The sequence below is a fragment of the Pseudomonas sp. TWP3-2 genome (genome assembly GCF_049897765.1).
Lineage (GTDB): Bacteria > Pseudomonadota > Gammaproteobacteria > Pseudomonadales > Pseudomonadaceae > Aquipseudomonas.
This window is the reverse complement of sequence record NZ_JAFCWW010000026.1, coordinates 42,043-66,689: the sequence shown is the minus strand read 5'-3', so window position 1 is coordinate 66,689 and position 24,647 is coordinate 42,043. Positions and strand designations below refer to the sequence as shown.

19 protein-coding genes and 1 pseudogene are annotated in these 24,647 nt (G+C 59.8%); 15 read left to right on the top strand and 5 right to left on the bottom strand.

All coding sequences use genetic code 11. The features are described from left to right. Positions 1-251: 251 nt before the first annotated feature. The 4 genes from ACP7EE_RS25410 to edd all read right to left on the bottom strand — a co-directional run bounded on the left by ACP7EE_RS25410 (position 252) and on the right by edd (position 5,391). Positions 252-1,721, bottom strand: coding sequence for an ATP-binding protein (locus ACP7EE_RS25410; protein ID WP_420646340.1), 1,470 nt, complete (start codon positions 1,719-1,721; stop codon positions 252-254). Beyond that, positions 1,711-2,442, bottom strand: coding sequence for a response regulator (locus ACP7EE_RS25405; RefSeq protein ID WP_426237625.1), 732 nt, complete (start codon positions 2,440-2,442; stop codon positions 1,711-1,713). The genes ACP7EE_RS25410 and ACP7EE_RS25405 overlap by 11 nt, the downstream gene beginning before the upstream one ends. Before the next feature lie 175 nt (positions 2,443-2,617). Then, positions 2,618-3,568: a glucokinase gene (locus ACP7EE_RS25400; protein WP_426237623.1), complete on the bottom strand. Its 951-nt coding sequence runs from the start codon at positions 3,566-3,568 to the stop codon at positions 2,618-2,620. After that, positions 3,565-5,391 carry a phosphogluconate dehydratase gene (gene edd, locus ACP7EE_RS25395; protein ID WP_420646337.1) on the bottom strand — a complete coding sequence of 609 codons (1,827 nt, stop codon included), beginning with the start codon at positions 5,389-5,391 and terminating at the stop codon, positions 3,565-3,567. Before edd ends, ACP7EE_RS25400 begins: the two co-directional genes overlap by 4 nt. Before the next feature lie 220 nt (positions 5,392-5,611). Between edd and gap the strand changes: the two genes are divergently transcribed. The 8 genes and pseudogenes from gap to ACP7EE_RS25355 all read left to right on the top strand — a co-directional run bounded on the left by gap (position 5,612) and on the right by ACP7EE_RS25355 (position 14,738). Next, entirely contained in the window at positions 5,612-6,613 is a 1,002-nt protein-coding gene (gene gap / locus ACP7EE_RS25390; protein ID WP_426237620.1) for a type I glyceraldehyde-3-phosphate dehydrogenase, read from the top strand. Positions 6,614-6,694: 81 nt separating this feature from the next. Next, complete coding sequence (locus ACP7EE_RS25385) at positions 6,695-7,213, top strand: RNA polymerase sigma factor (RefSeq protein ID WP_426237618.1); 519 nt, start codon at positions 6,695-6,697, stop codon at positions 7,211-7,213. A 126-nt stretch (positions 7,214-7,339) separates the two neighbouring features. After that, complete coding sequence (locus ACP7EE_RS25380) at positions 7,340-8,305, top strand: FecR family protein (RefSeq protein WP_426237616.1); 966 nt, start codon at positions 7,340-7,342, stop codon at positions 8,303-8,305. A 120-nt stretch (positions 8,306-8,425) separates the two neighbouring features. Next, a complete protein-coding gene (locus ACP7EE_RS25375) occupies positions 8,426-10,984 on the top strand; it encodes a TonB-dependent receptor (RefSeq protein WP_426237614.1) in 2,559 nt (852 codons plus the stop codon). Between the two features lie 111 nt (positions 10,985-11,095). Then, entirely contained in the window at positions 11,096-11,692 is a 597-nt protein-coding gene (locus ACP7EE_RS25370; RefSeq protein WP_426237612.1) for a biliverdin-producing heme oxygenase, read from the top strand. Positions 11,693-11,858: 166 nt separating this feature from the next. After that, the gene (locus ACP7EE_RS25365) at positions 11,859-12,248 is read left to right on the top strand and encodes a YbaN family protein (protein WP_426237610.1); all 390 of its coding nucleotides are present in this window, start codon (positions 11,859-11,861) and stop codon (positions 12,246-12,248) included. A gap of 276 nt (positions 12,249-12,524) precedes the next feature. Then, positions 12,525-13,880 (top strand): annotated as a pseudogene (locus ACP7EE_RS25360) (HAMP domain-containing protein); the annotation flags it as partial. Between the two features lie 102 nt (positions 13,881-13,982). Further along, positions 13,983-14,738, top strand: a complete 756-nt coding sequence (locus tag ACP7EE_RS25355) for a methyl-accepting chemotaxis protein (protein ID WP_426237628.1) — start codon at positions 13,983-13,985, stop codon at positions 14,736-14,738. A 222-nt stretch (positions 14,739-14,960) separates the two neighbouring features. Here the strand turns inward: ACP7EE_RS25355 and arcD (ACP7EE_RS25350) are convergent, their stop codons facing one another. Next, positions 14,961-16,388 carry an arginine-ornithine antiporter gene (gene arcD, locus ACP7EE_RS25350; RefSeq protein WP_426237608.1) on the bottom strand — a complete coding sequence of 476 codons (1,428 nt, stop codon included), beginning with the start codon at positions 16,386-16,388 and terminating at the stop codon, positions 14,961-14,963. A 401-nt stretch (positions 16,389-16,789) separates the two neighbouring features. Here arcD (ACP7EE_RS25350) and arcD (ACP7EE_RS25345) point away from each other — a divergent pair, with 401 nt between their 5' ends. The 7 genes from arcD (ACP7EE_RS25345) to gcvH all read left to right on the top strand — a co-directional run bounded on the left by arcD (ACP7EE_RS25345) (position 16,790) and on the right by gcvH (position 24,637). Further along, positions 16,790-18,217, top strand: a complete 1,428-nt coding sequence (arcD, locus tag ACP7EE_RS25345; RefSeq protein ID WP_426206246.1) for an arginine-ornithine antiporter — start codon at positions 16,790-16,792, stop codon at positions 18,215-18,217. A gap of 34 nt (positions 18,218-18,251) precedes the next feature. Beyond that, positions 18,252-19,508, top strand: a complete 1,257-nt coding sequence (gene arcA, locus ACP7EE_RS25340; RefSeq protein ID WP_426237606.1) for an arginine deiminase — start codon at positions 18,252-18,254, stop codon at positions 19,506-19,508. A 69-nt stretch (positions 19,509-19,577) separates the two neighbouring features. Then, on the top strand, positions 19,578-20,588 hold the full coding sequence (locus ACP7EE_RS25335; protein ID WP_426237604.1) for an ornithine carbamoyltransferase: 1,011 nt from the start codon (positions 19,578-19,580) through the stop codon (positions 20,586-20,588). A gap of 160 nt (positions 20,589-20,748) precedes the next feature. Continuing rightward, positions 20,749-21,678, top strand: coding sequence for a carbamate kinase (gene arcC / locus ACP7EE_RS25330; RefSeq protein WP_426237602.1), 930 nt, complete (start codon positions 20,749-20,751; stop codon positions 21,676-21,678). 12 nt (positions 21,679-21,690) lie between these two features. Then, positions 21,691-22,053, top strand: coding sequence for a DUF5064 family protein (locus ACP7EE_RS25325; protein WP_426206249.1), 363 nt, complete (start codon positions 21,691-21,693; stop codon positions 22,051-22,053). Positions 22,054-22,311: 258 nt separating this feature from the next. Next, entirely contained in the window at positions 22,312-23,820 is a 1,509-nt protein-coding gene (locus tag ACP7EE_RS25320; RefSeq protein WP_426237600.1) for a sigma-54-dependent transcriptional regulator, read from the top strand. A gap of 433 nt (positions 23,821-24,253) precedes the next feature. Then, complete coding sequence (gcvH, locus tag ACP7EE_RS25315) at positions 24,254-24,637, top strand: glycine cleavage system protein GcvH (protein ID WP_426237598.1); 384 nt, start codon at positions 24,254-24,256, stop codon at positions 24,635-24,637. Positions 24,638-24,647: the final 10 nt, after the last annotated feature.

Genomic DNA, 24,647 nt, shown 5'->3' with positions numbered 1-24,647 from the left:
GGGTTTTACAACAACGAACGGCTGCACTCGAAACTGGGATATCTGCCACCGACCGTTTATGAGCGGGCGATGGCGTCAAAACCACCTATCGAGGTGCCCGGAATTAGTTGACCACTGCAAACATCGACCTGAAAGACCTTATCGATTATGGATTCAGCAAAACACTTTCAGGTCGGCTTATTTCTTCAGCATCCCCCAATCAGTCCCCTCTCCCTCCGGGAGAGGGTTAGGGTGAGGGCCTTTTTTGATCTTCAGTCCACCGAACGCGGTAATTGCAGGGTCACGCGCAACCCACCTTCACGCAGATTCTGCAATGTCACCTCACCACCATGACTATGCGCAATATTGCGCGCAATCCCCAATCCGAGACCATACCCCTGCTGCTGCCCCGCCAGTCGAAAGTGCGGTTCAAACACCTGCTCCAGGCGCTGCTCCGGCACGCCGGGCCCTTCATCATCGACGTGCAGCACAAACGCGCTCTCGTCATCATCGATATGCAAATGCGCGTTCTGCCCGTACTTCAAGGCGTTGTCGATCAGATTGCCGATGCAGCGTTTCAGCGCCAACGGCTTACCCGAATACGCAGCCAGCGCCCGCCCCTGCTGGGTCACGCGGCCATTGCCATTGGGTGCCAGATACGGCTCCACCAGACAATCAAGCACATGATTCAAATCCACCGGCTCGATGTTCTCGTGGATGTCCGTGTCCTTCACACATTGCAGCGCGCCTTTGACCAGCAACTCCAACTCATCCAGATCGCGGCCAAACTTGGCTTGCAGCTTTTCGTCTTCCAACAATTCCACGCGCAGACGCAGGCGAGTGATCGGCGTGCGCAAGTCGTGGGAAATTGCGCTGAACAACTGGCTGCGTTCGGTCAGATAGCGGCTGATGCGCTCGCGCATGGTGTTGAACGCGCGACCGACTTCGACCACTTCACTGCCACCGCCCTCGGCCACCGGCTCGACATCCGCGCCCAGCGACAGATCCCGCGCCGCCCGCGCCAGACGCTTGAGCGGCCGGCTCTGCCAGTGCACCAGCAGGCCGATGAACAACAGCAGAAAGCCGCTGGTGAGGACGATGAACCACACCTGCTGCGCCGGCAGGCCCTGCTCTTCAAGACTGGTGTACGGCTCGGGCAACAAGGATGCGATGTACAGCCATTCTCCCGGCGCCATTTGAATTTGCGTGACCAGCACCGGCGGATTCACCGGCTCCAGCGTCAGCGCGTAGTGCGCCCAGGAGCGTGGCAACTCATCGAGTTTCAGCCCGGCATTGAAGATCCGCAGATCCTCGGGGCTGACGAAGGTCACCAGAATATCCGTGTCGTGACCCAGCGACTGGCGCAGCACTTCGTCGACTGCTTGCATCACCGCTGCCTTGCGCGGCGTGACCGGCAGCACTTCCATATCCAGCGGTTTGTCGTTGAGCGTCACGACAAACCGTGTACCGCCCATGCTGCGCAGTTGGTCGAGCACCAGCGGTCGATAGGCCACCGGCAATGAGCGGAAATAGCTGACGCTGGCGGTCATCGAATGCGCGAGGCTACGGGCGCTGGTGACCAGGCCTTCAAGTTGCGTGGCGCGCAATTGCGAGACCCAGATCACGCTGGATAACGTTTGCGCGAACAACACCGCCAACAACGTCAGCAGCAGCATGCGCCCGAGCAGCGAACGCGGCACCGGCACTTTCGCCGCCGCGTTGCGCAGGAACTCAGTGACCATTGCCGGCAACCACGTTGGCTGCCAATTGGTAACCGCTGCCACGCACGGTGCGGATCAGGCGTGGCGGTTTTTCAGTGTCGCGCAGGCGTTGGCGCAAGCGGCTGACGGCCATGTCGACAATGCGATCGAGCGGCATCAGGTCGCGGCCACGGGTGGCGTTACCGATGGTGTCGCGGTCGAGGATTTGCTGGGGATGATCGAGGAACAGCTTGAGCAGCGCGAAGTCGGCGCCGGACAGAATCACTTCTTCGCCGTCTGCGTGAAACAGTCGATGACTGACCATGTCCAGTCGCCACTCATCGAAGGCCAGCACTTCACTGCCGCTGCGTTCCTGACCGAACTGGGCACGGCGCAACAAGGCTTTGATCCGTGCTTGCAGTTCGCGTGGGCTGAAGGGTTTGCCGAGGTAATCGTCAGCGCCGAGTTCCAGACCAATCACGCGATCGGCCTCGTCGGAGCTGGCGGTGAGCATGATGATCGGCACTTGCGCCTGACGCGGATGCTGGCGCACCCAACGGCACAGACTGAAGCCATCCTCATCGGGCAGCATCACATCAAGGATCACCAGATCGCTCGGCGCATCGTTCAGCGCCTGACGAAAACTGGCGCCATCGGCCGTGGCCCGTACCTGAAAACCCGCGCGGCTCAGGTAGGTCTCGAGCAACTCGCGTATTTCCTGGTCGTCATCGACCAACAATATCGACTTGTTGACTGAGCTCACTTCGAAGGCATCCTTGTTGTTGGAATTGGGGCGGATTATGCCTGATGAACCTAGGGAATTTGTTGTCTGTTCAGGCCCCATCGCTGGCAAGCCAGCTCCCACAGGTCATGTGCACATTTCGAAAGTGTCACCAATCCTGTGGGAGCTGGCTTGCCAGCGATGGAAGCAACTCGGTTCAAGCCTGTTCCAGCGCCACTCCCGCACCCACCAGCCCGGAATACGGCGCCGTCACCAGCCACACCGGAATCCCCTTGAAGTACTCACTCATGCAGCCCTTGTCGGCGAAGCTGCGCGCAAATCCGCTTTCAACGAAGAAATCGGCAAAGCGTGGAATCACTCCACCGACGATATACACCCCGCCACGCCCGCCCGTGGTCAGCACGTTATTGCCCGCCACCCGACCGAGCCAGCAGCAGAACTGCTCAAGCACTTCCAGCGCAATCGGATCGCCCGCCAGACCGGCAGCGGTGATCGCTTCCGGCGTGTCGAGCTTCGGCTCATGCCCATCCACCGCGCAGATCGCCCGATAGACACGCGGCAAACCGCCGCCGCTCAACGCGGTTTCCGCGCTGACGTGGCCGATTTCGTTGTGGATGTGTTGCCAGAGTTGCGTTTCGCGCGGGCTGCTCAGCGGCAGATCGACGTGACCGCCCTCGCCCGGCAACGCGGCAAAGCGACCTTCGCCGAGATCAAGCAAAGTGCCGACGCCAAGGCCTGTGCCCGGGCCGATCACCACCGCCGGACGCAACGGTTCCGGCGTGCCTTCGCAGACCACGCGAAATTCACCGGGCTGCAACCGGGTCATGCCCAGCGCCATCGCCGAGAAGTCGTTGACCAACAACAACTGCTCGACCCGCAACGCCTGGCAAAACGCCTTGCGGCTCAGGCGCCAGTGGTTGTTGGTGAATTTGAATTCATCGCCGCTGACCGGACCGGCCACCGACAGGCACACCGAACCGATGTCCCCCGGCGCCAGACCCAGCCCGCTCAGATACAGGCTGATCGCCGCCTCCGGGCTGGCATGCTCGGCAGTGGCCCGCACCTGCACCGATTCCAGCTGCTGATCTTTCCACAACGCAAATCGCGCGTTGGTGCCTCCGATGTCACCGACCAAAGCCAGTTTCAATTAAGCGTCTCCAGGGCAGAAGTGAAGGCGCTGGCGCCCTGCTCCGCCGAGCTGAAGGCCAAACGCATAAAGCCGAACAGTTCGCGACCGCTGCCGATGTTGTTGCCCAACAGGCCTTTGGCGGGTTCGCGTGCTGCAAATTCGGCGGCGTCCACTTTAAGTTCCAAAGTGCCTTTGACGCCATCGACGCGGATGATATCGCCCTCTTGCACGCGCGCCAAAGCGCCGCCGACATAAGCTTCCGGGCTGACGTGAATCGCCGCCGGAATTTTCCCCGATGCACCGGACATGCGCCCGTCAGTCACCAGCGCGACTTTGAAGCCGCGATCCTGCAACACACCGAGGAACGGCGTCATCTTGTGCAACTCGGGCATGCCGTTGGAACGCGGCCCCTGGAAGCGCATCACTGCGACAAAATCCTTCTCCAGCAAACCGGCCTTGAACGCATCGGCCAGGTCCTGTTGATCCTGGAACACCATGGCCGGTGCTTCGACGATCTGATTTTCCAGCGCAACGGCGGACACTTTCATCACACCGCGACCGAGGTTGCCTTCCATCACCCGCAGCCCGCCCTCTGCCGAGAACGCGCGCGCCACCGGACGCAGAATGTTTTCATCGAGGCTGTCAGTCGGGCCTTCGCGCCATACCAGCTCGCCGTTATCGAGGAACGGTTCTTTGGTGTAACGGCTCAGGCCGTGGCCGAGTACGGTGTTGACGTCTTCGTGCAGCAGGCCGGCGCCGAGCAGTTCGCGGATCAGGAACGACATGCCGCCAGCGGCCTGGAAGTGGTTGATGTCAGCCTTGCCGTTCGGATAGACGTGACTCAGGGTCGGCACGACTTCGGAGAGGTCGGCCATGTCTTGCCAGGTCAGCTGGATGCCCGCCGCCATGGCGATGGCCGGCATGTGCAGGGTGTGGTTGGTCGAGCCGCCGGTGGCGTGCAGCGCCACGATCGAGTTGACCAGCGACTTCTCGTCGACGATTTCGCCGATCGGCATGAAGTTGCCATTTTGTTTGGTCAGACGCGTGACTTGATGCGCGGCTTCGCGGGTCAGCGCCTCGCGCAGTGGCGTGTTCGGGTTGACGAACGAGGCGCCCGGCAAGTGCAGGCCCATGACTTCCATCAGCAACTGGTTGGTGTTGGCGGTGCCGTAGAAGGTGCAAGTGCCAGGGCTGTGATAGGACTTCATTTCCGATTCCAGCAGCTCTTCGCGAGTCGCCTTGCCCTCGGCGTACTTCTGGCGCACGTCGGCTTTTTCCTTGTTGGAAATCCCCGACACCATCGGCCCGCCCGGCACGAAGATCGTCGGCAGATGACCGAAACGCAGCGAGCCCATCATCAGCCCCGGCACGATCTTGTCGCAGATGCCGAGCATCAGCGCGCCGTCGAACATGTTGTGCGACAGCGCCACCGCCGTGGACATCGCGATCACTTCGCGACTCGGCAGGCTCAGCTCCATGCCTGGCTCGCCCTGGGTCACGCCATCGCACATCGCCGGAGTGCCACCCGCGAACTGGCCAACCGAGCCGATTTCGCGCAGGGCGTTTTTGATTTGTTCCGGGAACACTTCGTACGGCTGATGCGCCGAGAGCATGTCGTTATATGACGAAACAATTGCGATGTTGGCCGAGTTCATCATCCGCAAGCTGTGCTTGTCTTCGGTGCCGCAACCGGCCACCCCGTGGGCGAAATTGGCGCATTGCAGCTTGCCGCGCATCGGCCCATCAGTTGCAGCGCCGCGAATCAGCGCAAGGTAAGCCTGACGCGTGGCGCGGCTGCGGGCGATAAGCCGTTCGGTGACCTCAAGGACGCGGGGATGCATGTGTAGAACTCCAGGCTAACGGATGTGGCGACCTGATTGTCTATGCTGATCAAAGCGCCGCTCGCGTGGGATGACGGGCGGTTCTGTCGATCATTCGGACCAGTTGATTCAGGTCACTCGTTGTAGATAAAACAAAATATTGCCACTAAAAAGGCTTGTTTTCTATTTTTATGCGAATAATCTTGTAATTCCAACAACAAAACGACGGCGGCGCTGCTCAATGACTCTTCGAATTGCAATCAATGGTTTTGGCCGCATCGGCCGTAATGTCCTGCGCGCACTGTATACCCAAGGCTACCGTCAGGATCTGCAGATCGTCGCCATCAACGATCTGGGCGACAGCTCGATGAATGCCCATCTGCTCAAATACGACACCGTGCATGGCACGTTCGACGCTGAAGTGGCGCACGACAACGAGAGCCTGACCGTCAACGGCGACCGCATTGCGGTCAGCGCCATTCGCAACCCGGCCGAACTGCCATGGGCTGCGGAAAAGATTGATGTGGTATTCGAATGCACCGGTCTGTTCACCGACCGCGCCAAAGCCGCCGCGCATATTACCGCCGGCGCACGCAAAGTAATCATCTCGGCCCCGGCCAAAGGCGCCGATGCCACCGTCGTTTATGGTGTGAACCACGACATTCTGCGCCAGTCGCACCAGATCATCTCCAACGCTTCGTGCACCACCAACTGCCTCGCACCAGTGGCGCAGGTACTGCACCGTGAACTGGGCATCGAGAGCGGTCTGATGACCACCATTCATGCCTACACCAACGATCAGAACCTGACCGACGTCTACCACACCGACCCGTACCGCGCGCGTTCGGCCACGCAAAACATGATCCCGAGCAAGACCGGCGCGGCTGAAGCCGTAGGCCTGGTGTTGCCGGAACTGGCGGGCAAACTGACCGGTATGGCCGTGCGCGTGCCGGTGATCAATGTGTCGCTGGTGGACCTGACGGTGCAGTTGAAAAAAGAAGCCAGCGCCGAGGAAGTCAACGCGCTGCTGAAAGCTGCGAGCCAGCATTCGAAGATTCTTGGTTACAACACGTTGCCGCTGGTTTCGAGCGACTTCAACCACAACCCGCTGTCGTCGATCTTCGACGCCAACCACACCAAAGTCAGCGGAAAACTGCTGAAAGTGCTGGCTTGGTACGACAACGAGTGGGGCTTCTCCAATCGTATGCTGGATAACTGTTTGGCCCTGTGCAACGCCGAGTAAGCAAACTTCTACAAATCAACACTTGACCACTCGAGCGGATGATAAGCATTATCATTCGCTCGAAATGGATCAGGTCCTCCCGTGAGTCAGTCGCGCTTCAACCACGTTTTCCTCGCCCAGCGCAGTGCCCTGCTGCGGACACTGGAGCGCATGGTCAACAACCACAGCACCGCCGAAGACCTGTTGCAGGAAACCTACCTGCGCGTCACGCGGGCGCTGAGCGAGCGGGCCATCGATCACCTTGAACCCTTTGTCTTTCAGACCGCGCGCAATCTGGCGCTGGATCATCTGCGTGCGCGCAAGATTCATTCGCGCACCATGGTCGATGACGTGCCGCAAGACGTGGTGCACAGCATCGCCGCCCCCGCCAGCAGCGCCGAAGACGCTGCCCACGCCGAACAATTACTCGAGCGCCTGAACGTGAGCCTCAGTCAACTCAGCCCGCGTCAGCAGCGGATTTTCATCCTCAGCCGCCTGCACGGAAACAGCTATCAGGAAATCGCCGACGAGCTCAACGTGTCGCTGAGTACCGTGCAAAAAGAACTCAAATTGATCATGACGGTGTGCATCGGGGTCGCTGAACGCCTGAATGGCGAGTGATTACCGTAAGACTGTTCTCGCCGCCAACAGGATCGACTGCACTGATCATCGGCCTTTGCTACCCTTGCCCGACTTTTACGCTTCACTAAAAAAACAGCCGTGCACAGACACTGCCGAGGAAACACCGTGACCGACACCCACCGCTCCTCTTCGCCCGACACGGCGCAGGACGCCGCCAGCGCAATGGACCAGGCACTGGACTGGCTCATCGTGCTCGGCAGTCCGGACGCGGAGCAGTCGCGGCAGTTTCATGCGTGGCTGGCGGCCGATCCGCTGAATGCCGAAGCGTTCGCCAAAGCCCAAGCCATCTGGGACGGCCCGCAAATCGCCCAATGCGCACAAAACCTCGCCGCACAGCCGAAGAAAGTCGCCTTCCTGCGTCGTCTGCGTCCGCACTGGAAACCGCTGGCCACCGCCGCCGTGCTGGTGCTCGGTCTGTTCAGTTTCAGCAATCTGCCGCTGCGTTTGCAGGCCGATCATCTGACCGTGGTTGGCGAGCGCCAGCGCCTGCAACTGGAGGACGGCTCGAAAGTTTTGCTCAATACCAACTCGGCATTTTCCAGCACCATCAATGATCAGCAACGGGTCGCTCGGCTGTATCAGGGCGAAGCGTTTTTCGAAGTCGCGGCCAACCGTGGCCAGCCGCTGGAGATTGATGCCGGCCCGGTGAAAGCCAGCGTGCGCGATACCGATTTCGCCGTGCGTTATCTGGATGGCGTGGCGCAGGTGCGCGTGCAGCGTGGCGATGTTGATTTACGTGCCACGCGTGATGATTCGCGCGTGCGCTTGTCGGCCGGCGAAAGTATCAGCATCGGCCCCAACGGTTTTGATCGCCCGGCCAAGGTCGATCCGGCCACTGATCTGGCCTGGGTGCAAGGTCGGCTTGTCTTCGAGAACTGCCCGCTGAACCAAGTGCTGGCCGAACTGCGCCGCTACTATCCGGGCTTCATCATCAACACCAATCAGCAGTTGGCCGATGTCGCCGTCACCGGCAATTATCGTCTCGACCAGCCGCTCGATGTCGTGCGTTCGCTGGCGCACATCACCTCAGCCAAGTTGCAGGAATACCCGGCGCTGGTGATCTTGAACTAAATGAGAATTATTTTTACTCGATAGCCGCAGCCCGTTCGTCTCGTTATAGCCAATGCAATTGATTCGCATCACGCGAACAATCAGCACCTATAAAGATTCGTGCGACACGGAGCGCTATCGATGTCCTCTCGCCTTACCCGCCAGACTGCTTCCCCTTCCCGCGTACTGTCGTTGCTGACCGCCGCCATTCTCATGGCCGGCACCGCGCCGCTGATGGCCGCCACCGAACAACCGACGCGCAACATGGGCGATTACTCGTTCGCCATCGGCCAGCAACCGCTGGTTTCAGCCCTCAATGCCTTCACCGCCGTGACCGGTTGGCAGGTCGGTTTGCCGGCAGAACTGGGACAAAACGTGGCGTCGCCGGGTGTGCGTGGTTCGCTGCCGCCGGAAAAAGCCCTGGAGCGCCTGTTGGTGGGGACCAACCTGAGCTTCCGCAAACTGAGCAACAACAACGTGGTGCTGGAGAAACGCAGCGCCAGCGGTGCGCTCAATCTGGATCAGGTAACCATCAGCGCCACTCGCCAGGAGCAATCGGTGAACAGCGTACCGAGCACCGTCAGCGTGCAGACCCGCGAGGAGCTCGACCGCAACAACGTCAACTCGATCAAGGATCTGGTGCGTTACGAACCGGGTGTATCCGTGGGCGGCGCCGGCCAGCGCGCCGGGCTGACCGGCTACAACATTCGCGGGATCGACGGCGACCGCATACTGACTCAGGTCGACGGCGTGCAAGTGCCCGACAGCTTCTTCAACGGCCCGTACGCGCAGAGCAACCGCAATTACGTCGACCCGGAAATCGTCAAACGCGTGGAAATCCTGCGTGGTCCGGCCTCTGTGCTCTACGGCAGCAACGCCATCGGCGGCGCCGTCAGCTACTACACCCTCGACCCGGACGACATCATCAAGCCCGGCAAAGACGTCGGCGCGCGTCTGAAAACCGGTTACAGCTCCGCCGACGACAGCTGGCTGACCTCCGGCACCGTCGCTGGTCGGACCGGCGACTTTGACGGCTTGCTGCACTTGAGCCAGCGCAATGGTCATGAAAGCGAATCCTACGGCGAAACCGGCGGCACCGGCCTGAACCGCACCGAGGCCAACCCTGAGGATGTGCGCACCACCAACGTCCTGGCCAAACTCGGCTGGAACTACGCCGACGATGCGCGCTTCGGTCTGACCTACGAACACTACAAGGATGATCGCGACACTAACCAGTTGAGCGCCGTCGGCGGGCCATTCAACGCGGGACGTGGTTTCGGTTTCTACAAATCGCGCACCGGCAACGACACGGTCACCCGCGAGCGTTTCGGCCTGGAGCACAGTTTCGGTCTCGACAGCGCGCTGGCTGACCACATCAAGTGGTCGCTGAATTACCAGATCGCGAAAACCGATCAGCGCACCGAAGAAATCTACGCGCCTTCGCGCACTGTATTGCGCGAACGCGAGACCACTTACAAGGATCGCCAATGGGTGTTCGATGCCCAGGCTGACAAGGCCTTCGCCATCGCCGACACCGATCACATCGTCACCTACGGCACCACGATCAAGCAGGACAAGGTCACCGGTCTGCGCACCGGCAGCGGCACTTGCCTGACCGTGGCCGGCGCCTGCCGCGTGATCGGCGCGGCGAGCGCTGCCGATACCCTGACACCGGCCAGCGACTTTCCCGACCCGACCATCAACAGCTACAGCCTGTTTGCCCAGGATCAGATCAGTTGGGGCAACTGGACGTTCCTGCCGGGCGCACGTTACGACTACACCCAGCTCAAGCCGCACGTCACCGATGAATTCCTCGCCACTGCCGACCAGAGCGGCAACGGCTTGGTGAGCGACAAGACCAAGACCTGGCATCGTCTGTCGCCCAAGTTCGGCACCACTTACAGCTTCAACGACAATTACACCTGGTACGGTCAGTACGCTGAAGGCTTCCGCACGCCGACCGCCAAAGCGCTGTACGGCCGCTTTGAAAACCTCAGCGGGGGCTATCAGGTCGCACCGAATCCGGATCTCGATCCGGAAAAGAGCAAAAGCTATGAAACCGGTCTACGCGGGCAGTTCGAGGCCGGCACGTTCGACGTGGCCGTGTTCTACAACAAGTACCGTGATTTCATCGACGAAAACGCCATCACCCCCGGCTATTCCGAAACCACCTTCCAGAGCAACAACATCAAGCACGCCACCATCAAGGGTTTGGAACTCAAGGGCCGTCTGAACCTCGATACGTTCGGGGCGCCTGCCGGCCTCTACACGCAGGGCTCGATGGCCTACCTGTATGGCCGCAACGATGACAGTGGACAACCACTCAATAGCGTCAATCCACTGACCGGCGTGTTCGGCCTCGGTTATGACCAGGACAACTACGGTGCTCTGCTCAGCTGGACGCTGGTCAAGCGCAAGGATCGTGTCGACAGCAGCAGTTTCAAAACGCCGGATGGCACCAGCACGCAGTTCAAGACACCGGGTTATGGCGTGCTCGACCTCGCCGGGTTCTACAAGGTCACCGACGACGTGACGCTGAATGCCGGACTCTACAACCTGACCGACAAAAAGTACTGGCAGTGGGATGACGTGCGCGGTTACGACAGCGTTGGCGAAGCTTCGGTAACGCAACCGGCCAACCTCGATCGCCTGACTCAACCGGGTCGCAACTTCGCGATCAATCTGGTCTGGGACATCTGATCCGGACTGCCCCACGGCGCGCATTGAATGGCGCGCCGTGAGGTTTTTTTACTGTCCGGCGCATGCCCGAACGTCTCGTTATCAAGCGCCTCTTCTTTTCAAGGACACCTCATGACCACCACGGACAAAGCCCTGCGTTCGCAACGCCTGAACCAGATCACCCACGAGCCGCACGCTAAGCTCGACGCACTGGTCAAAGCCCACGCCCCGTTCGAAACCCGTGCCAACTTCGCGCGCTTCGTGGTTGCGCAATACCTGTTCCAGTCGGAACTGGTGGGGTTGTACAACGACCCTGAACTGCGCGAAATCGTTGCCGATCTGCCGGCGCGTTGCCGCGCGGATGCGGCCAAGGCTGACCTGGCTGATCTGGATACCGAAGTACCGGCGCCGGTTGCAGGCGCGGTGAAGAACCCGGGCAAGGCGCGCGCCTTGGGCTGGATCTTCGTTTCCGAAGGTTCGAAGCTCGGTGCGGCGTTTTTGATCAAGCGTGCGGTGGCGCTGGAGCTGAGTGAAAACTTTGGTGCGCGTCACTTGGGCGAGCCAGAGGGTGGCCGCGCTGAAGGCTGGAAGCGTTTTGTCAGAACCCTCGACGCACTGGAGTTTACCGCTGAGGAAGAAGCCGAAGTCGAACAAGGTGCGATCGATGCGTTCAACCGCTTCACGGTGTTGCTCGAACAGGCCTACTCAACCCAAGCCGAACCCGCCTGAAGCCACACTGCAAGAACCTGTGGGAGCTGGCTTGCCAGCGATGACGGAGTGTCAGCCAACATTTATGCCGACTGACACACCGCTATCGCTGGCAAGCCAGCTCCCACAGGGATCTACGCAAGTCTGTAAGATTCCCATCCCGCTTCAGAAGTAACTTGCTGAGCCCATGCCCCAACCCGCCCACTCCAAACTCGCCCGCCTGCTGTTCGGCCTGCTCGCCTATGTCAGCCTCGGCATCGGCCTGATCGCGATCGTCGTGCCCGGCCTGCCGACCACCGAGTTCATCCTGCTCGCCGCGTGGGCCGCGACGCGCAGTTCGCCGCGCCTGAGTGCCTGGCTGGAAAACCATCGCTTGTTCGGCCCGATCCTGCACAACTGGCGCAACGGCAGAATCATCGCGCGCCGCGCCAAGGTCAGCGCCACTGTCAGCATGCTGCTCTGCGCAACCTTGATGCTGGTGATGCTCGATCACGGCTGGCCGATCTATCTGGCCATTGCCGGCATGAGCATGGGCAACCTATGGATATGGTCACGCCCGGAAGCCCTCCCCGCTTAAATCCCTGTGGCGAGGGAGCTTGCTCCCGCTCGGCTGCGCGGCAGTCGTAAATCCGGCGAATACAGTTTTTCAGTGATACCGCATTTGCCGGGACTTGGGGCCGCTTCGCAGCCCAGCGGGAGCAAGCTCCCTCGCCACAAAAGCTCCTCACCACGAGGCCAGGACTTCACTGAAAAGCAGCCTCTTTTCAGCACATTGTCCTGCGCAAACGTTTAGCCTCTACCGTTCGTCGGCAAGCCTCTCATGCAAACCTGCCCCCGCGCCGATGAGCATTGAATGGCGCTGAATGGATTTGGCGAACCGGGTCCCTCTGACCGAAGCCAACAGCTTATCCATTTGCGAGAACACCCCATGTTCGACTCCCTGTCCATCCGCCTGAAAATCGTGCTGCTCTCCGGCCTGTGCCTGCTTGGCGTGGTCGCGCTGATCGTCGGCATGAACATCTACCAGACCAACCAGAACGACCAACTGGTCAGTGCCTCCAGCAGCAAGATGCTCACCGCCAGTGTGCAGAACCTGTTGCAGGCCAAGGCGGGCGAACAAGCGATTCGCCTGCAGAAAACCTTTGGCGAAAACCTGTCGGTGATTACCGCGCTGGCGGATCAGATCAAGGACCTGCGCACGATGGCCGCCAAGCGTTCGCTGGACGCCGGTGCCTTGCGCGAAGAGTTGAACCAGAGCCTGAAAACCGCGTTCGAGCGCAACAACAAAGTGCTCGGCATCTGGCTGGCATTCGAGCCCGATGCGCTGGACGGCAAGGACAGCGAATTCGCCAACGACGCTGCGCGCCAGTCCAACGAAGCCGGGCGTTTCGCCAGTTACTGGAGTCGTGCCGGCGGCGCCGCGCTCAATACCATCATGGTTGAAGAAGACCTGACCAAAACCACCATGAGTGTCAGCGGCACGCCCTACAACAGTTGGTACACCTGCCCTCGCGACAACAAGCGCACCTGCCTGCTCGACCCGTATGCGGACACCGTGGGCGGCAAGGAAATGCTCATGACCACGATTTCCGTACCGTTGCTGGTGGATGGCAAAGCCATCGGCGTGGTCGGCGTCGACATTGCGCTCGACGCCTTGCAAGCGGCAGCCGTTGACGCCCAGCGCGAGCTGTTCAGCGGAGCCGGGCACATGTTGATCGTGTCCGGCAGCGGTGTACTCGGCGCCTACAGCACTGACGCAAGCAAGGTCGGTAAAAGCATCGGCGACACCCTCGGTGCCGAAGGCAAGGAAGTGCTGCAACTCCTCGCCGCTGGCACGCCGAAGATTCTCGAACAAGGCGATTTGATTCGCGCGGTGTACCCGGTCAGCCCGATCAGCGACTCCAAAGCGTGGGGCGTAGTCATCGACCTGCCGAAACAAGTGCTGCTGGCTGATTCGGTCAAGCTCCAGGCAGTGCTCGACGATGCACAGGAAAGCGGCACCATGACCGCCATCTCGGTCGCCGTGGTCGCCGGTCTGGTCGGCTTGTTGCTGATCTGGCTCACCGCATCGGGCGTAACCCGTCCGATCAACAGCGTCGCCGAGATGCTGAAGAACATCGCCAGCGGCGAAGGCGATCTGACTCAACGTCTGAATTACAGCAAAAAGGATGAACTGGGCGAACTGGTGAACTGGTTCAACCGTTTCCTCGACAAGCTGCAGCCAACCATCGCGCAGATCAAACAGAGCATCACCGAAGCCCGCGGCACCGCTGATCAGTCTTCGGAAATCGCCCGCCAGACCAGCGAAGGCATGCAGGTGCAGTTCCGCGAGATCGATCAGGTTGCCACCGCGTCAAACGAAATGAGCGCCACTGCCCACGACGTTGCCAACAGTGCATCGAACGCGGCCAACGCAGCCAAAGGCGCTGATCAATCAGCCCGCGAAGGCATGTCGATCATCGAGCGCAGCACCCGCGACATCAATCAACTGGCCGACGAAGTCAGCAAAGCAGTGACCGAAGTCGAAGCGCTGGCGGTCAACAGCGAGCAGATCGGTTCGGTGCTGGAAGTGATCCGCAGCATCGCCGAACAGACCAACCTGCTGGCCCTGAACGCCGCAATCGAAGCGGCACGTGCTGGCGAAAGCGGTCGCGGTTTTGCGGTGGTGGCCGACGAAGTGCGCAACCTCGCCAAGCGCACCCAGGATTCGGTTGAAGAAATTCGCGTGGTCATCGAACGCATCCAGACCGGCACTCGCGGCGTGGTCGCGACCATGCATTCGAGCCAGACTCAGGCGCACAACAATGCCGGGCAGATTCGTCAGGCAGTGGATGCACTGGGCAAGATCAGCGACGCAGTGACGGTGATCAGCGACATGAACCTGCAAATCGCCAGCGCCGCCGAGCAGCAAAGTGCTGTGGCTGAAGAGGTCAACCGCAACGTTTCGGCGATTCGCACCGTGACTGAAACCTTGACCGGACAAGCCACTGAATCGGCAGCCATCAGTAGCCAGCTGAATGCGCTGGCAAGCCAGCAGATGAAGCTGATGGATCAGTTCCGCGTGTAACCAGGAAGCACCAGCGATGGCGGCAGGTCAGTTAATGCATCTGCTAACTGACACACCGCTATCGCTGGCAAGTCGAATCGTCGCACCGCAGCTCCCACAGGTTAAGAGGTGTTGACAGATTTTGTGTACGACTCGAAAACTGTGGGAGCTGCGGTGCGACGATTCGACTTGCCAGCGATGAGGCCCGACCTGTCACCACAAAATCTGATCAACCAAACATCCTCACAGCGACAACAACCCGCTATACAACCCATAAGCCGCCAACCCCGCCCCAATGATCACGCAGGTAAAAATCCCCTTCTCAACCATGGTGAACAACGGCTCACCCTGCTCGCGCTTGGCCTTGGCAAACAGGATCACGCCCGGCGCGTACAACAACGCCGACAGCAGCAGATATTTCACCCCGCCGGCATACAACAACCACACCGCGTAACTCAGGGCGATGCCGCCGATCAGCAGATCCTTGGTGCGCTCGGCCGAGGCGTGTTCGTAGGTTTCGCCGCGTCCGCTCAACAGCACTGCGTACGCCGCCGACCACAGGTACGGCACCAGAATCATCGACGAGGCGAGGTAAATCAGGCTGGTGTAAGTACCGGCGGAGAACAGCGTGATCAACAGGAAAATCTGGATCATCACGTTGGTCAGCCACAACGCATTGACCGGCACATGGTTGGCATTTTCCTTCTTGAGGAACGCCGGCATGGTCTTGTCCTTGGCCGTGGCGAAGAGGATTTCTGCACACAGCAGTGCCCACGACAGCAGCGCCCCCAGTAGCGAAATCGCCAGGCCAATGCTGATCAGCAGCGCGCCCCACGGACCGACCACATGTTCCAGCACCGCCGCCAGCGACGGGTTCTGCAAGCTCGCCAGTTCCGGCTGGCTCATGATCCCCAGCGACAGCACGTTGACCAGCACCAACAGCGCCAGCACGCCGACAAATCCGATCACCGTGGCACGGCCGACGTCGCTGCGCTTCTCCGCTCGCGCCGAGTACACGCTGGCGCCTTCGATGCCGATGAACACGAACACCGTGACCAGCATCATGTTGCGCACCTGATCCATCACCCCGCCGAAATTCGGGTTGCTCTGACCCCAGATGTCACGGGTAAAAATATCAGCCTTGAACGCGACGGCAGCGATGACGATGAACATGATCAACGGCACCACTTTGGCCACGGTGGTCAGCTGATTGATCAACGCCGCTTCCTTGATTCCGCGCATGACCAGAAAATGCACGGCCCACAGCAGCACTGATGCACAGGCAATGGCAATCGGCGTGTTGCCCTGACCGAACACAGGGAAGAAGTAGCCGAGGGTGCTGAACAGCAGAACGAAATAGCCGACGTTGCCCAGCCACGCGCTGATCCAGTAGCCCCACGCCGATGAGAAGCCCATGTAATCGCCGAACCCGGCCTTGGCATAGGCATACACCCCGGAATCGAGTTCCGGTTTACGGTTGGCCAATGTCTGAAACACGAACGCCAAGGTCAGCATGCCAATCGCGGTAATGCCCCAGCCGATCAAAATCGCCCCGGCATCCGCACGCGCCGCCATGTTCTGCGGCAGCGAAAAAATCCCGCCACCAATCATCGATCCGACCACCAGGGCGATCAGTGCGCCAAGGCGCAGCTTTTGCGTCGGTTGCGACATTCCAGTCTCCCTTTATCAATTTCTGAAGCCTGATTACGTTTAATAGATAACCCCAATTAACGTCGATTATTTATAGCCATAAACGCTAACGCTTAGCAGGAGTGTATGACTTTTGTGCGCTAGTCCTGATAAATCAATTCTGTACTGAAAACAGATGCCGAAAATTTGCCAAACGCAGAAAACCAACTAGCGTGTTAATTCGGAAGTAATACGATCCATTCCCAACCAAAACTGGAAAAGCCTTCTAGGACGGGCCTTACAGAGGATAGCTTTATGCCTTTACTTGGTGCCTAAGTCATTCATTAACAATGGAATGTGCCCATGCACTGATCCACGTCAGTTGTTTGAACAGTCAACAGATCTACCCTGTGAACTCTTCTCTCCGGCAATGGAGTCATGCAATGTCTGAAGCTCCCGGAAAACTACGATTAGGTGCACTGGTCGCCTTGGTAGTCGGTTCAATGATCGGTGGCGGGATATTCTCTTTGCCACAAAACATGGCAGCCAGCGCCGACGTCGGCGCAGTACTCATCGGCTGGGCCATCACCGCTGTCGGCATGCTCACCCTCGCTTTCGTCTTCCAGACCCTCGCCAACCGCAAACCTGACCTCGACGGCGGCGTGTACGCCTACGCCAAGGCCGGTTTCGGCGATTACATGGGTTTCTCGTCGGCCTGGGGTTACTGGATCAGTGCCTGGCTGGGCAACGTCGGTTACTTCGTGCTGCTGTTCAGCACCCTCGGTTATTTCTTTCCGGTATTCGGCGAAGGCAACACAGTTGCTGCAGTAATCGGCGCGTCGATTCTGTTGTGGGCCGTGCACTTTCTGGTACTGCGCGGGATCAAGGAAGCGGCGTTCATCAACCTCGTGACCACCGTCGCCAAAGTGGTGCCGCTGGTACTGTTCGTGTTGATCGCGGTGTTCGCTTTCAAGCTGGATATCTTCACCGCCGACATCTGGGGCATAAAAAACCCGGATCTGGGCAGCGTGATGAACCAGGTGCGCAACATGATGCTGGTCACCGTCTGGGTGTTCATCGGCATTGAAGGCGCGAGCATTTTCTCGGCGCGGGCGGAGAAACGTTCGGACGTCGGTAAAGCCACGGTGATCGGTTTCATCACTGTGCTGCTGTTCCTGGTACTGGTGAATGTGCTGTCGCTGGGGATCATGACTCAACCGGAACTAGCCAAACTGCAAAACCCGTCGATGGCTGCCGTGCTCGAGCACGTGGTCGGTCACTGGGGCGCGGTGCTGATCAGCGTCGGTCTGATCATCTCGCTGCTCGGGGCGTTGTTGTCGTGGGTGCTGCTGTGTGCGGAGATCATGTTCGCCGCCGCCAAAGACCACACCATGCCCGAGTTTCTGCGCAAGGAAAACGCCAACCACGTACCGGTCAACGCCCTGTGGCTGACCAACGCGATGGTGCAGATTTTCCTGATCATCACCCTGTTCTCGGCCAGCACTTACCTGTCGCTGATCTACCTCGCCACCTCGATGATTCTGGTGCCTTACCTGTGGTCGGCGGCGTATGCCCTGCTGCTGGCGGTACGCGGCGAAAGCTACGAAGGCTTCGCGGCTGAACGGCGCAAGGATCTGCTGATCGGCGGCATCGCCCTGATCTACGCGGTCTGGCTGCTGTACGCCGGCGGGGTCAAGTACCTGCTGCTCTCTGCTCTGTTGTATGCGCCCGGCGCGATCCTGTTCGCCAAGGCCAAGCTCGAACTCAAACAACCGGTATTCACCAACGTCGAGAAGCTGATTTTCGCCGCAGTGGTCGTGGGCGCTCTGGTAGCAGCCTACGGACTGTATGACGGCTTCCTGACTCTGTAATTGCCAAACGTTTTATCTCTGGAGGATCACTGCAATGACCACGGAAAAAGTTAAGTACGGCGTCCATTCCGAAGCCGGCAAACTGCGCAAAGTCATGGTCTGCTCCCCAGGTCTGGCCCATCAGCGGCTGACCCCGAACAACTGCGATGAACTGCTGTTCGATGACGTGCTGTGGGTGGCTCAGGCCAAGCGCGACCACTTCGACTTCGTGACCAAGATGCGCGAACGCGGGATCGACGTGCTGGAAATGCACAACCTGCTGACCGACATCGTCGCCAACCCGGAAGCGCTGGACTGGATTCTCGAGCGCAAGGTCACCGCCGATTCGGTGGGCCTGGGCCTGATCAACGAAGTCAAATCCTGGCTGAAAAGCCTCGAACCACGGCACATCGCCGAGTTCCTGATTGGTGGCGTGTCTGCCGATGATCTGCCGGACAGTTTCGGCGGCAAGACCATTCAGATGTTCCGCGACTTCCTCGGCCACTCCAGCTTCATTCTGCCGCCGCTGCCCAACACCCAATTCACCCGCGACACTACCTGCTGGATCTACGGTGGCGTGACCCTGAACCCGATGTACTGGCCGGCGCGCCGTCAGGAAACTTTGCTGGCCACCGCCATCTACAAATTCCACCCGCAATTCACCAACGCCGAATTCGAAATCTGGTACGGCGACCCGGACAAGGAACACGGCAGCTCGACCCTTGAGGGCGGCGACGTGATGCCGATCGGCAACGGCGTGGTGTTGATCGGCATGGGCGAACGTTCGTCGCGTCAGGCCATCGGCCAACTGGCGCTGAACCTGTTCAAGAACAAGGCCGTGGAAAAAGTCATCGTTGCCGGCCTGCCGAAATCCCGCGCAGCGATGCACCTCGACACCGTGTTCAGCTTCTGCGACCGCGACCTGGTGACGATTTTCCCGGAAGTGGTGAATCAGATCGTCGCGTTCACCCTGCGTCCTGACGAAAGCAAACAGGGCGGCATCGACATCCGCCGTGAAGAAAGCAGCTTCCTCGACACCGTGGCTGCTGCGCTCAACCTGCCGAAGCTGCGCGTGGTGGAGACCGGCGGCAACAGCTTCGCCGCCGAACGCGAGCAGTGGGACGACGGCAACAACGTGGTGGCCGTGGAGCCGGGCGTGGTCATCGGCTACGACCGCAACACCTACACCAACACCCTGCTGCGCAAGGCCGGGGTCGAGGTGATCACCATCAGCGCCGGTGAACTCGGTCGCGGCCGTGGCGGCGGTCACTGCATGACCTGCCCGATCATTCGCGACCCAATCGACTATTGATTTGTATGCCCTGCTTCGCGCCTATCCGGCGTGAAGCAGGCGGATAACCGAAACCCAAGGAGATCCATCATGGCTTTTAATATGCGTAACCGCAGCTTGCTGAGCTTGATGCACCACACCACTCGCGAGCTCAACTACCTGATCGACCTGTCCCGCGACCTCAAACGCGCCAAGTACACCGGCACCGAGCGTCCGCACCTGCAAGGCAAGAACATCGCGCTGATCTTCGAAAAAACTTCGACCCGTACCCGTTGCGCTTTCGAAGTCGCGGCCCACGACCAGGGTGCTCACGTCACCTACATCGACCCGGTGTCGTCGCAGATTGGCCACAAAGAAAGCATGAAAGACACCGCCCGCGTTTTGGGCCGCATGTTTGACGCCATCGAGTACCGTGGCTTCGAACAGGAAATCGTCGAAGAGCTGGCCAAGTTCGCCGGCGTGCCGGTGTTCAACGGTCTGACCGCTGAATTCCACCCGACCCAAATGATCGCCGACGTGCTGACCATGCGCGAACACAGTGACAAGCCGATGCACGACATCAGCTACGCCTACCTCGGCGACGCCCGTTACAACATGGGCAACTCGCTGTTGATGATCGGCGCCAAACTCGGCATGGACGTGCGCATCGCCGCGCCGAAAGCGCTGTGGCCGCACGCTGACTTCATCGCGCAATGCAAAGAATTCGCCGAAGAAAGCGGCGCGCGCATCACCATCACCGAAGACCCGAAAGAAGCGGTCAAGGGCGTGGACTTCATTCACACCGATATCTGGGTGTCGATGGGTGAGCCGGTGGAAGCGTGGGACGAGCGCATCGAGCAACTGCTGCCGTACCAGGTCAACAGCAACATGATGAAAGCCTCCGGCAACCCACGGGTGAAATTCATGCACTGCCTGCCGGCGTTCCACAACAGCGAAACCAAGGTCGGCAAAGACATCGCCGCACGCTATCCGCACCTGGCCAATGGCGTCGAAGTCACCGAAGAGGTGTTCGAATCCCCGGCCAACATCGCCTTCGAGCAAGCGGAAAACCGCATGCACACCATCAAGGCGATTCTGGTGTCGGCGTTGGCGGATATCTAATTGATCGACACGATCACTGTGGGAGCTGGCTTGCCAGCGATAGCGGTGTGTCAGCCGACAGAAATACTGACTGATACACCGCCATCGCGGGCAAGCCCGGCTCCCACAGGGATCGCATTCGTCCTGCACGAATTCACTGTTTTCTAGAAGGACATGCACCATGCGTATCGTCGTAGCTCTGGGCGGTAACGCCCTGCTCCGCCGTGGTGAACCGATGACCGCTGACAATCAGCGCGCCAACATCCGCATCGCCACCGAGCAAATCGCCAAGATTTATCCCGGCAACCAACTGGTCATCGCCCACGGCAATGGCCCGCAAGTTGGCCTGCTGTCGCTGCAAGCCGCCGCCTACACCTCGGTCGCACCCTACCCGCTGGACGTGCTCGGCGCGGAAACCGAAGGCATGATCGGCTACATCATCGAACAGGAACTGGGCAACCTGCTGGACTTCGAAGTCCCGTTCGCCACGCTCCTGACGCAAGTCGAAGTCGACGCCAACGACCCGGCCTTCAAGAACCCGACCAAGCCGATCGGCCCGGTCTACACCAAGGCCGACGCAGAAAAACTCGCCGCCGAAAAAGGCTGGGCGATTGCTCCCGATGGCGACAAGTATCGTCGTGTAGTGGCCAGTCCACGACCAAAACGCATCTTCGAAATCCGCCCGATCAAGTGGCTGCTGGACAAGGGCAGCATCGTGATTTGCGCGGGTGGCGGCGGCATTCCGACCATGTACGACGAGAACCGCAATCTCAAAGGCATCGAAGCGGTGATCGATAAAGATCTGTGCTCGGCGCTGCTCGCCGAACAGCTTGAAAGTGATTTGCTGGTGATCGCCACCGACGTCAACGCGGCGTTCATCGACTTCGGCAAACCGACCCAGAAAGCCATCGCCCAGGCCCACCCGGATGAACTTGAACGCCTCGGTTTCGCCGCCGGCTCGATGGGGCCGAAGGTCCAGGCAGCTTGCGAATTCGCCCGCAATACTGGCAAGGTCGCGGTGATCGGTTCGCTGGCGGACATCGAAGCGATTGTCCAGGGCACGGCCGGTACACGCATCAGCACGGCGAAACCTGGCATTACTTATTTGTGAGGAGAAACAGCAATGGCAACGTTCGACCCGGGACATTTGCACTTCGAGCGTCACGCTCTGACCAAGGATGATGTCAGCTACGACTTGCACCTTGACTATGAAGTCGTACAGGACGCCAAAGAAGGCAAAGGGATGCAGTTCACACTGCATGGTTCGATCGAAGGCAAGGACGTGAAGGAAACGTTCTTCCTGCCCAAGGACCAGGCGTACAACTTCGCCAGCAACGTCACAAAAATCCTGGAAAAGAACGGCATCCCCAAAGCGCACAGCAGCCTCGGTTCGAGTCACAAGTACTACGACCTGATGTTTGAGGACGTGCGGGTGCAGTTGAATATGAAATCGGGGGATCCGGTTAAACCCGAACATCTGGAGTGAACCTGAAAAGCCCCTCACCCTAGCCCTCTCCCAAGGGAGAGGGGACTGATTGGGGGATGCTCTGGAAATCCGTCGACCTGATCGTGCTTTGCCGAATCCATAATCGACTCGATTTCTCAGGTCGATGTATAGCGTCAGACATCTCGGTCAGCTCCCTCTCCCCGAGGGAGAGGGCTGGGCGGGCGGCGATCCGATGAGGGGGCTTTTGATTTAAGGCATACTTGCCACCCTCCGCAATCCAGAACCCAAATCCGCCCCATGCGTATCCACGTCAGTTTCATCGACCGCGTCGGCATCACCCAGGAAGTCCTGGCCCTGCTCGGTGGGCGCAACCTCAATCTGGATGCGGTGGAAATGGTCCCGCCGAACGTCTACATCGACGCCCCGACGCTGAGTCCGGATGTGCTCGAAGAGCTCAAAGATGCCCTGTTTCGCGTGCTTGGCGTCGAAGCGGTAACGGTGGTCGACATCCTGCCCGGCCAGCGCCGGCACTTGCAGCTTGACGCCCTGCTCGCGGCGATGACCGATCCGGTGCTCGCGCTCGACAGCGCTGGCAAGGTGCTGCTGGCCAACCCGGCATTGATCGCCCTGTACGGCCGCGAACCGGCGGGCGAAAGCGTCTCTGAACTGTTCAACGATCCGGGCCTGCTCGATACCTTGCTCGAATACGGTTTCCGCCTGCCGCTGCGCGAGATCACCGTCAACGGCCAGACCTTGCTGCTGGATGCCACGCCGATCACTGACGCCGGCGCCCTGCTGACGCTGTATCAACCGAACCGCATCGGCGAACAGCTCTCGGCGCTGCACCACGACCACGCCGAAGGTTTCGATGCGCTGCTCGGCGAATCCCCGGCCATTCGCACGCTCAAGGCCCGCGCTCAGCGCGTCGCAGCGCTTGATGCGCCGTTACTGATTCAAGGCGAAACCGGCACAGGCAAAGAGCTGGTAGCGCGCGCCTGTCATGCGATCAGTGCACGGCACAGTGCGCCGTTTCTCGCGCTGAACTGCGCGGCCCTGCCGGAGAATCTCGCCGAGAGCGAGCTGTTTGGCTACGCCCCCGGCGCCTTCACTGGCGCACAACGCGGTGGCAAACCGGGACTTATGGAACTGGCCAACCAAGGCACAGTTTTTCTCGACGAGATCGGCGAGATGTCGCCGTACTTGCAGGCCAAACTGCTGCGCTTTCTCAACGACGGCAGCTTCCGTCGGGTCGGCGGAGATCGTGAAGTGAAGGTCAACGTGCGCATCCTCAGCGCGACCCACCGCGATCTGGAAAAAATGGTCAGCGAAGGCACGTTCCGCGAAGACCTGTTCTACCGGCTCAACGTACTCAACGTCGAAGTGCCGCCGCTGCGCGAACGCGGTCAGGACATTCTGTTGCTGGCGCGCTATTTCATGCAGCAGGCCTGCGCGCAGATTCAGCGACCGGTCTGTCGTCTCGCCCCCGGCACCTATCCGGCGCTGCTGGGCAATCGCTGGCCGGGCAACGTGCGCCAGTTGCAGAACGTGATCTTCCGCGCCGCCGCGATTTGCGAAAGCAGCCTGGTGGACATTGGCGACCTCGACATCGCCGGCACCTCCGTGGCGCGGCAGACTGACAGCGATGTCGACAGTCTCGAACAAGCGGTTGAAGCTTTCGAAAAAACGCTGCTGGAAAAGCTCTACGTGAGCTATCCCTCGACCCGCCAACTCGCCAGTCGCCTGCAAACCTCGCATACCGCAATCGCCCACCGACTGCGCAAGTACGGCATCCCCAACAAACCTTAGCAACGACATAAGGCCCTGTGGGAGCTGGCTTGCCAGCGATGACGTCGGCACAGTCAACAATGAAGGTGACTGACACATCCCAATCGCTGGCAAGCCAGCTCCCACAGATTTTTGTGGTCACCTAAGCATCTGCGTCAAAAACGACCTCCATCTGTACTGAAAGCGCTACAGCGGAACGATATCGTTCCACCCTCCTCCGATCACTGCTGTGCAAGGCTTTGATCCGCTTCAGCTTTTTTCCTCGCCCCATGCTGTAGCGATATCGCTACAGCCCTTGGTTAAACATTTCCGCCTAAGATTTCTAACCAGCTGATTCATATAGACTTTTTAACCTTGGCCGCAATCTTGCTAACCCAACCCTCATAAATAAGGGCCTCTGCGCCCGAGTATTCCACCGCGTCCACCAGACGAGTCTGGCCCCTGAGGAGTTTCCATGAGCGAGTTGCGTTTCACTGAAGATCACGAATGGCTGCGCGCCGAAGCTGACGGTTCCGTCACCGTCGGTATCACCGCTTTCGCGCAGAACGCCTTGGGCGACGTGGTGTTCGTGCAACTGCCTGAGCTGCAGGCTTACGACAAAGGCGCTGAAGCCGCCACCGTCGAATCGGTGAAAGCCGCCAGCGGCGTGTACATGCCGCTCGATGGCGAAGTGCTCGAAGTCAATCCGGCGCTGGACGCCAGCCCGGAACTGGTCAACGAAGATCCGCTGGGCCAAGGCTGGTTCTTCCGCTTCCAGCCAAGCGACGCCGCCGCTGTCGGCAAACTGCTTGATCAAGACGCCTACGACCGTCTGATCAAAGCCCAAGCCGAAGCCTGAGGAATCTGAC

Bases quoted from the DNA above. Each gene is read 5' to 3' on its own strand.
- ACP7EE_RS25410 (WP_420646340.1), bottom strand. From the start codon at position 1,721: ATGGTCACTGAGTTCCTGCGCAACGCGGCGGCGAAAGTGCCGGTGCCG.
- edd (WP_420646337.1), bottom strand. From the start codon at position 5,391: ATGCATCCCCGCGTCCTTGAGGTCACCGAACGGCTTATCGCCCGCAGC.
- gap (WP_426237620.1), top strand. From the start codon at position 5,612: ATGACTCTTCGAATTGCAATCAATGGTTTTGGCCGCATCGGCCGTAAT.
- ACP7EE_RS25375 (WP_426237614.1), top strand. From the start codon at position 8,426: ATGTCCTCTCGCCTTACCCGCCAGACTGCTTCCCCTTCCCGCGTACTG.
- ACP7EE_RS25370 (WP_426237612.1), top strand. From the start codon at position 11,096: ATGACCACCACGGACAAAGCCCTGCGTTCGCAACGCCTGAACCAGATC.
- ACP7EE_RS25365 (WP_426237610.1), top strand. From the start codon at position 11,859: ATGCCCCAACCCGCCCACTCCAAACTCGCCCGCCTGCTGTTCGGCCTG.
- ACP7EE_RS25355 (WP_426237628.1), top strand. From the start codon at position 13,983: ATGCAGGTGCAGTTCCGCGAGATCGATCAGGTTGCCACCGCGTCAAAC.
- arcD (WP_426237608.1), bottom strand. From the start codon at position 16,388: ATGTCGCAACCGACGCAAAAGCTGCGCCTTGGCGCACTGATCGCCCTG.
- arcD (WP_426206246.1), top strand. From the start codon at position 16,790: ATGTCTGAAGCTCCCGGAAAACTACGATTAGGTGCACTGGTCGCCTTG.
- arcA (WP_426237606.1), top strand. From the start codon at position 18,252: ATGACCACGGAAAAAGTTAAGTACGGCGTCCATTCCGAAGCCGGCAAA.
- ACP7EE_RS25335 (WP_426237604.1), top strand. From the start codon at position 19,578: ATGGCTTTTAATATGCGTAACCGCAGCTTGCTGAGCTTGATGCACCAC.
- arcC (WP_426237602.1), top strand. From the start codon at position 20,749: ATGCGTATCGTCGTAGCTCTGGGCGGTAACGCCCTGCTCCGCCGTGGT.
- ACP7EE_RS25325 (WP_426206249.1), top strand. From the start codon at position 21,691: ATGGCAACGTTCGACCCGGGACATTTGCACTTCGAGCGTCACGCTCTG.
- ACP7EE_RS25320 (WP_426237600.1), top strand. From the start codon at position 22,312: ATGCGTATCCACGTCAGTTTCATCGACCGCGTCGGCATCACCCAGGAA.
- gcvH (WP_426237598.1), top strand. From the start codon at position 24,254: ATGAGCGAGTTGCGTTTCACTGAAGATCACGAATGGCTGCGCGCCGAA.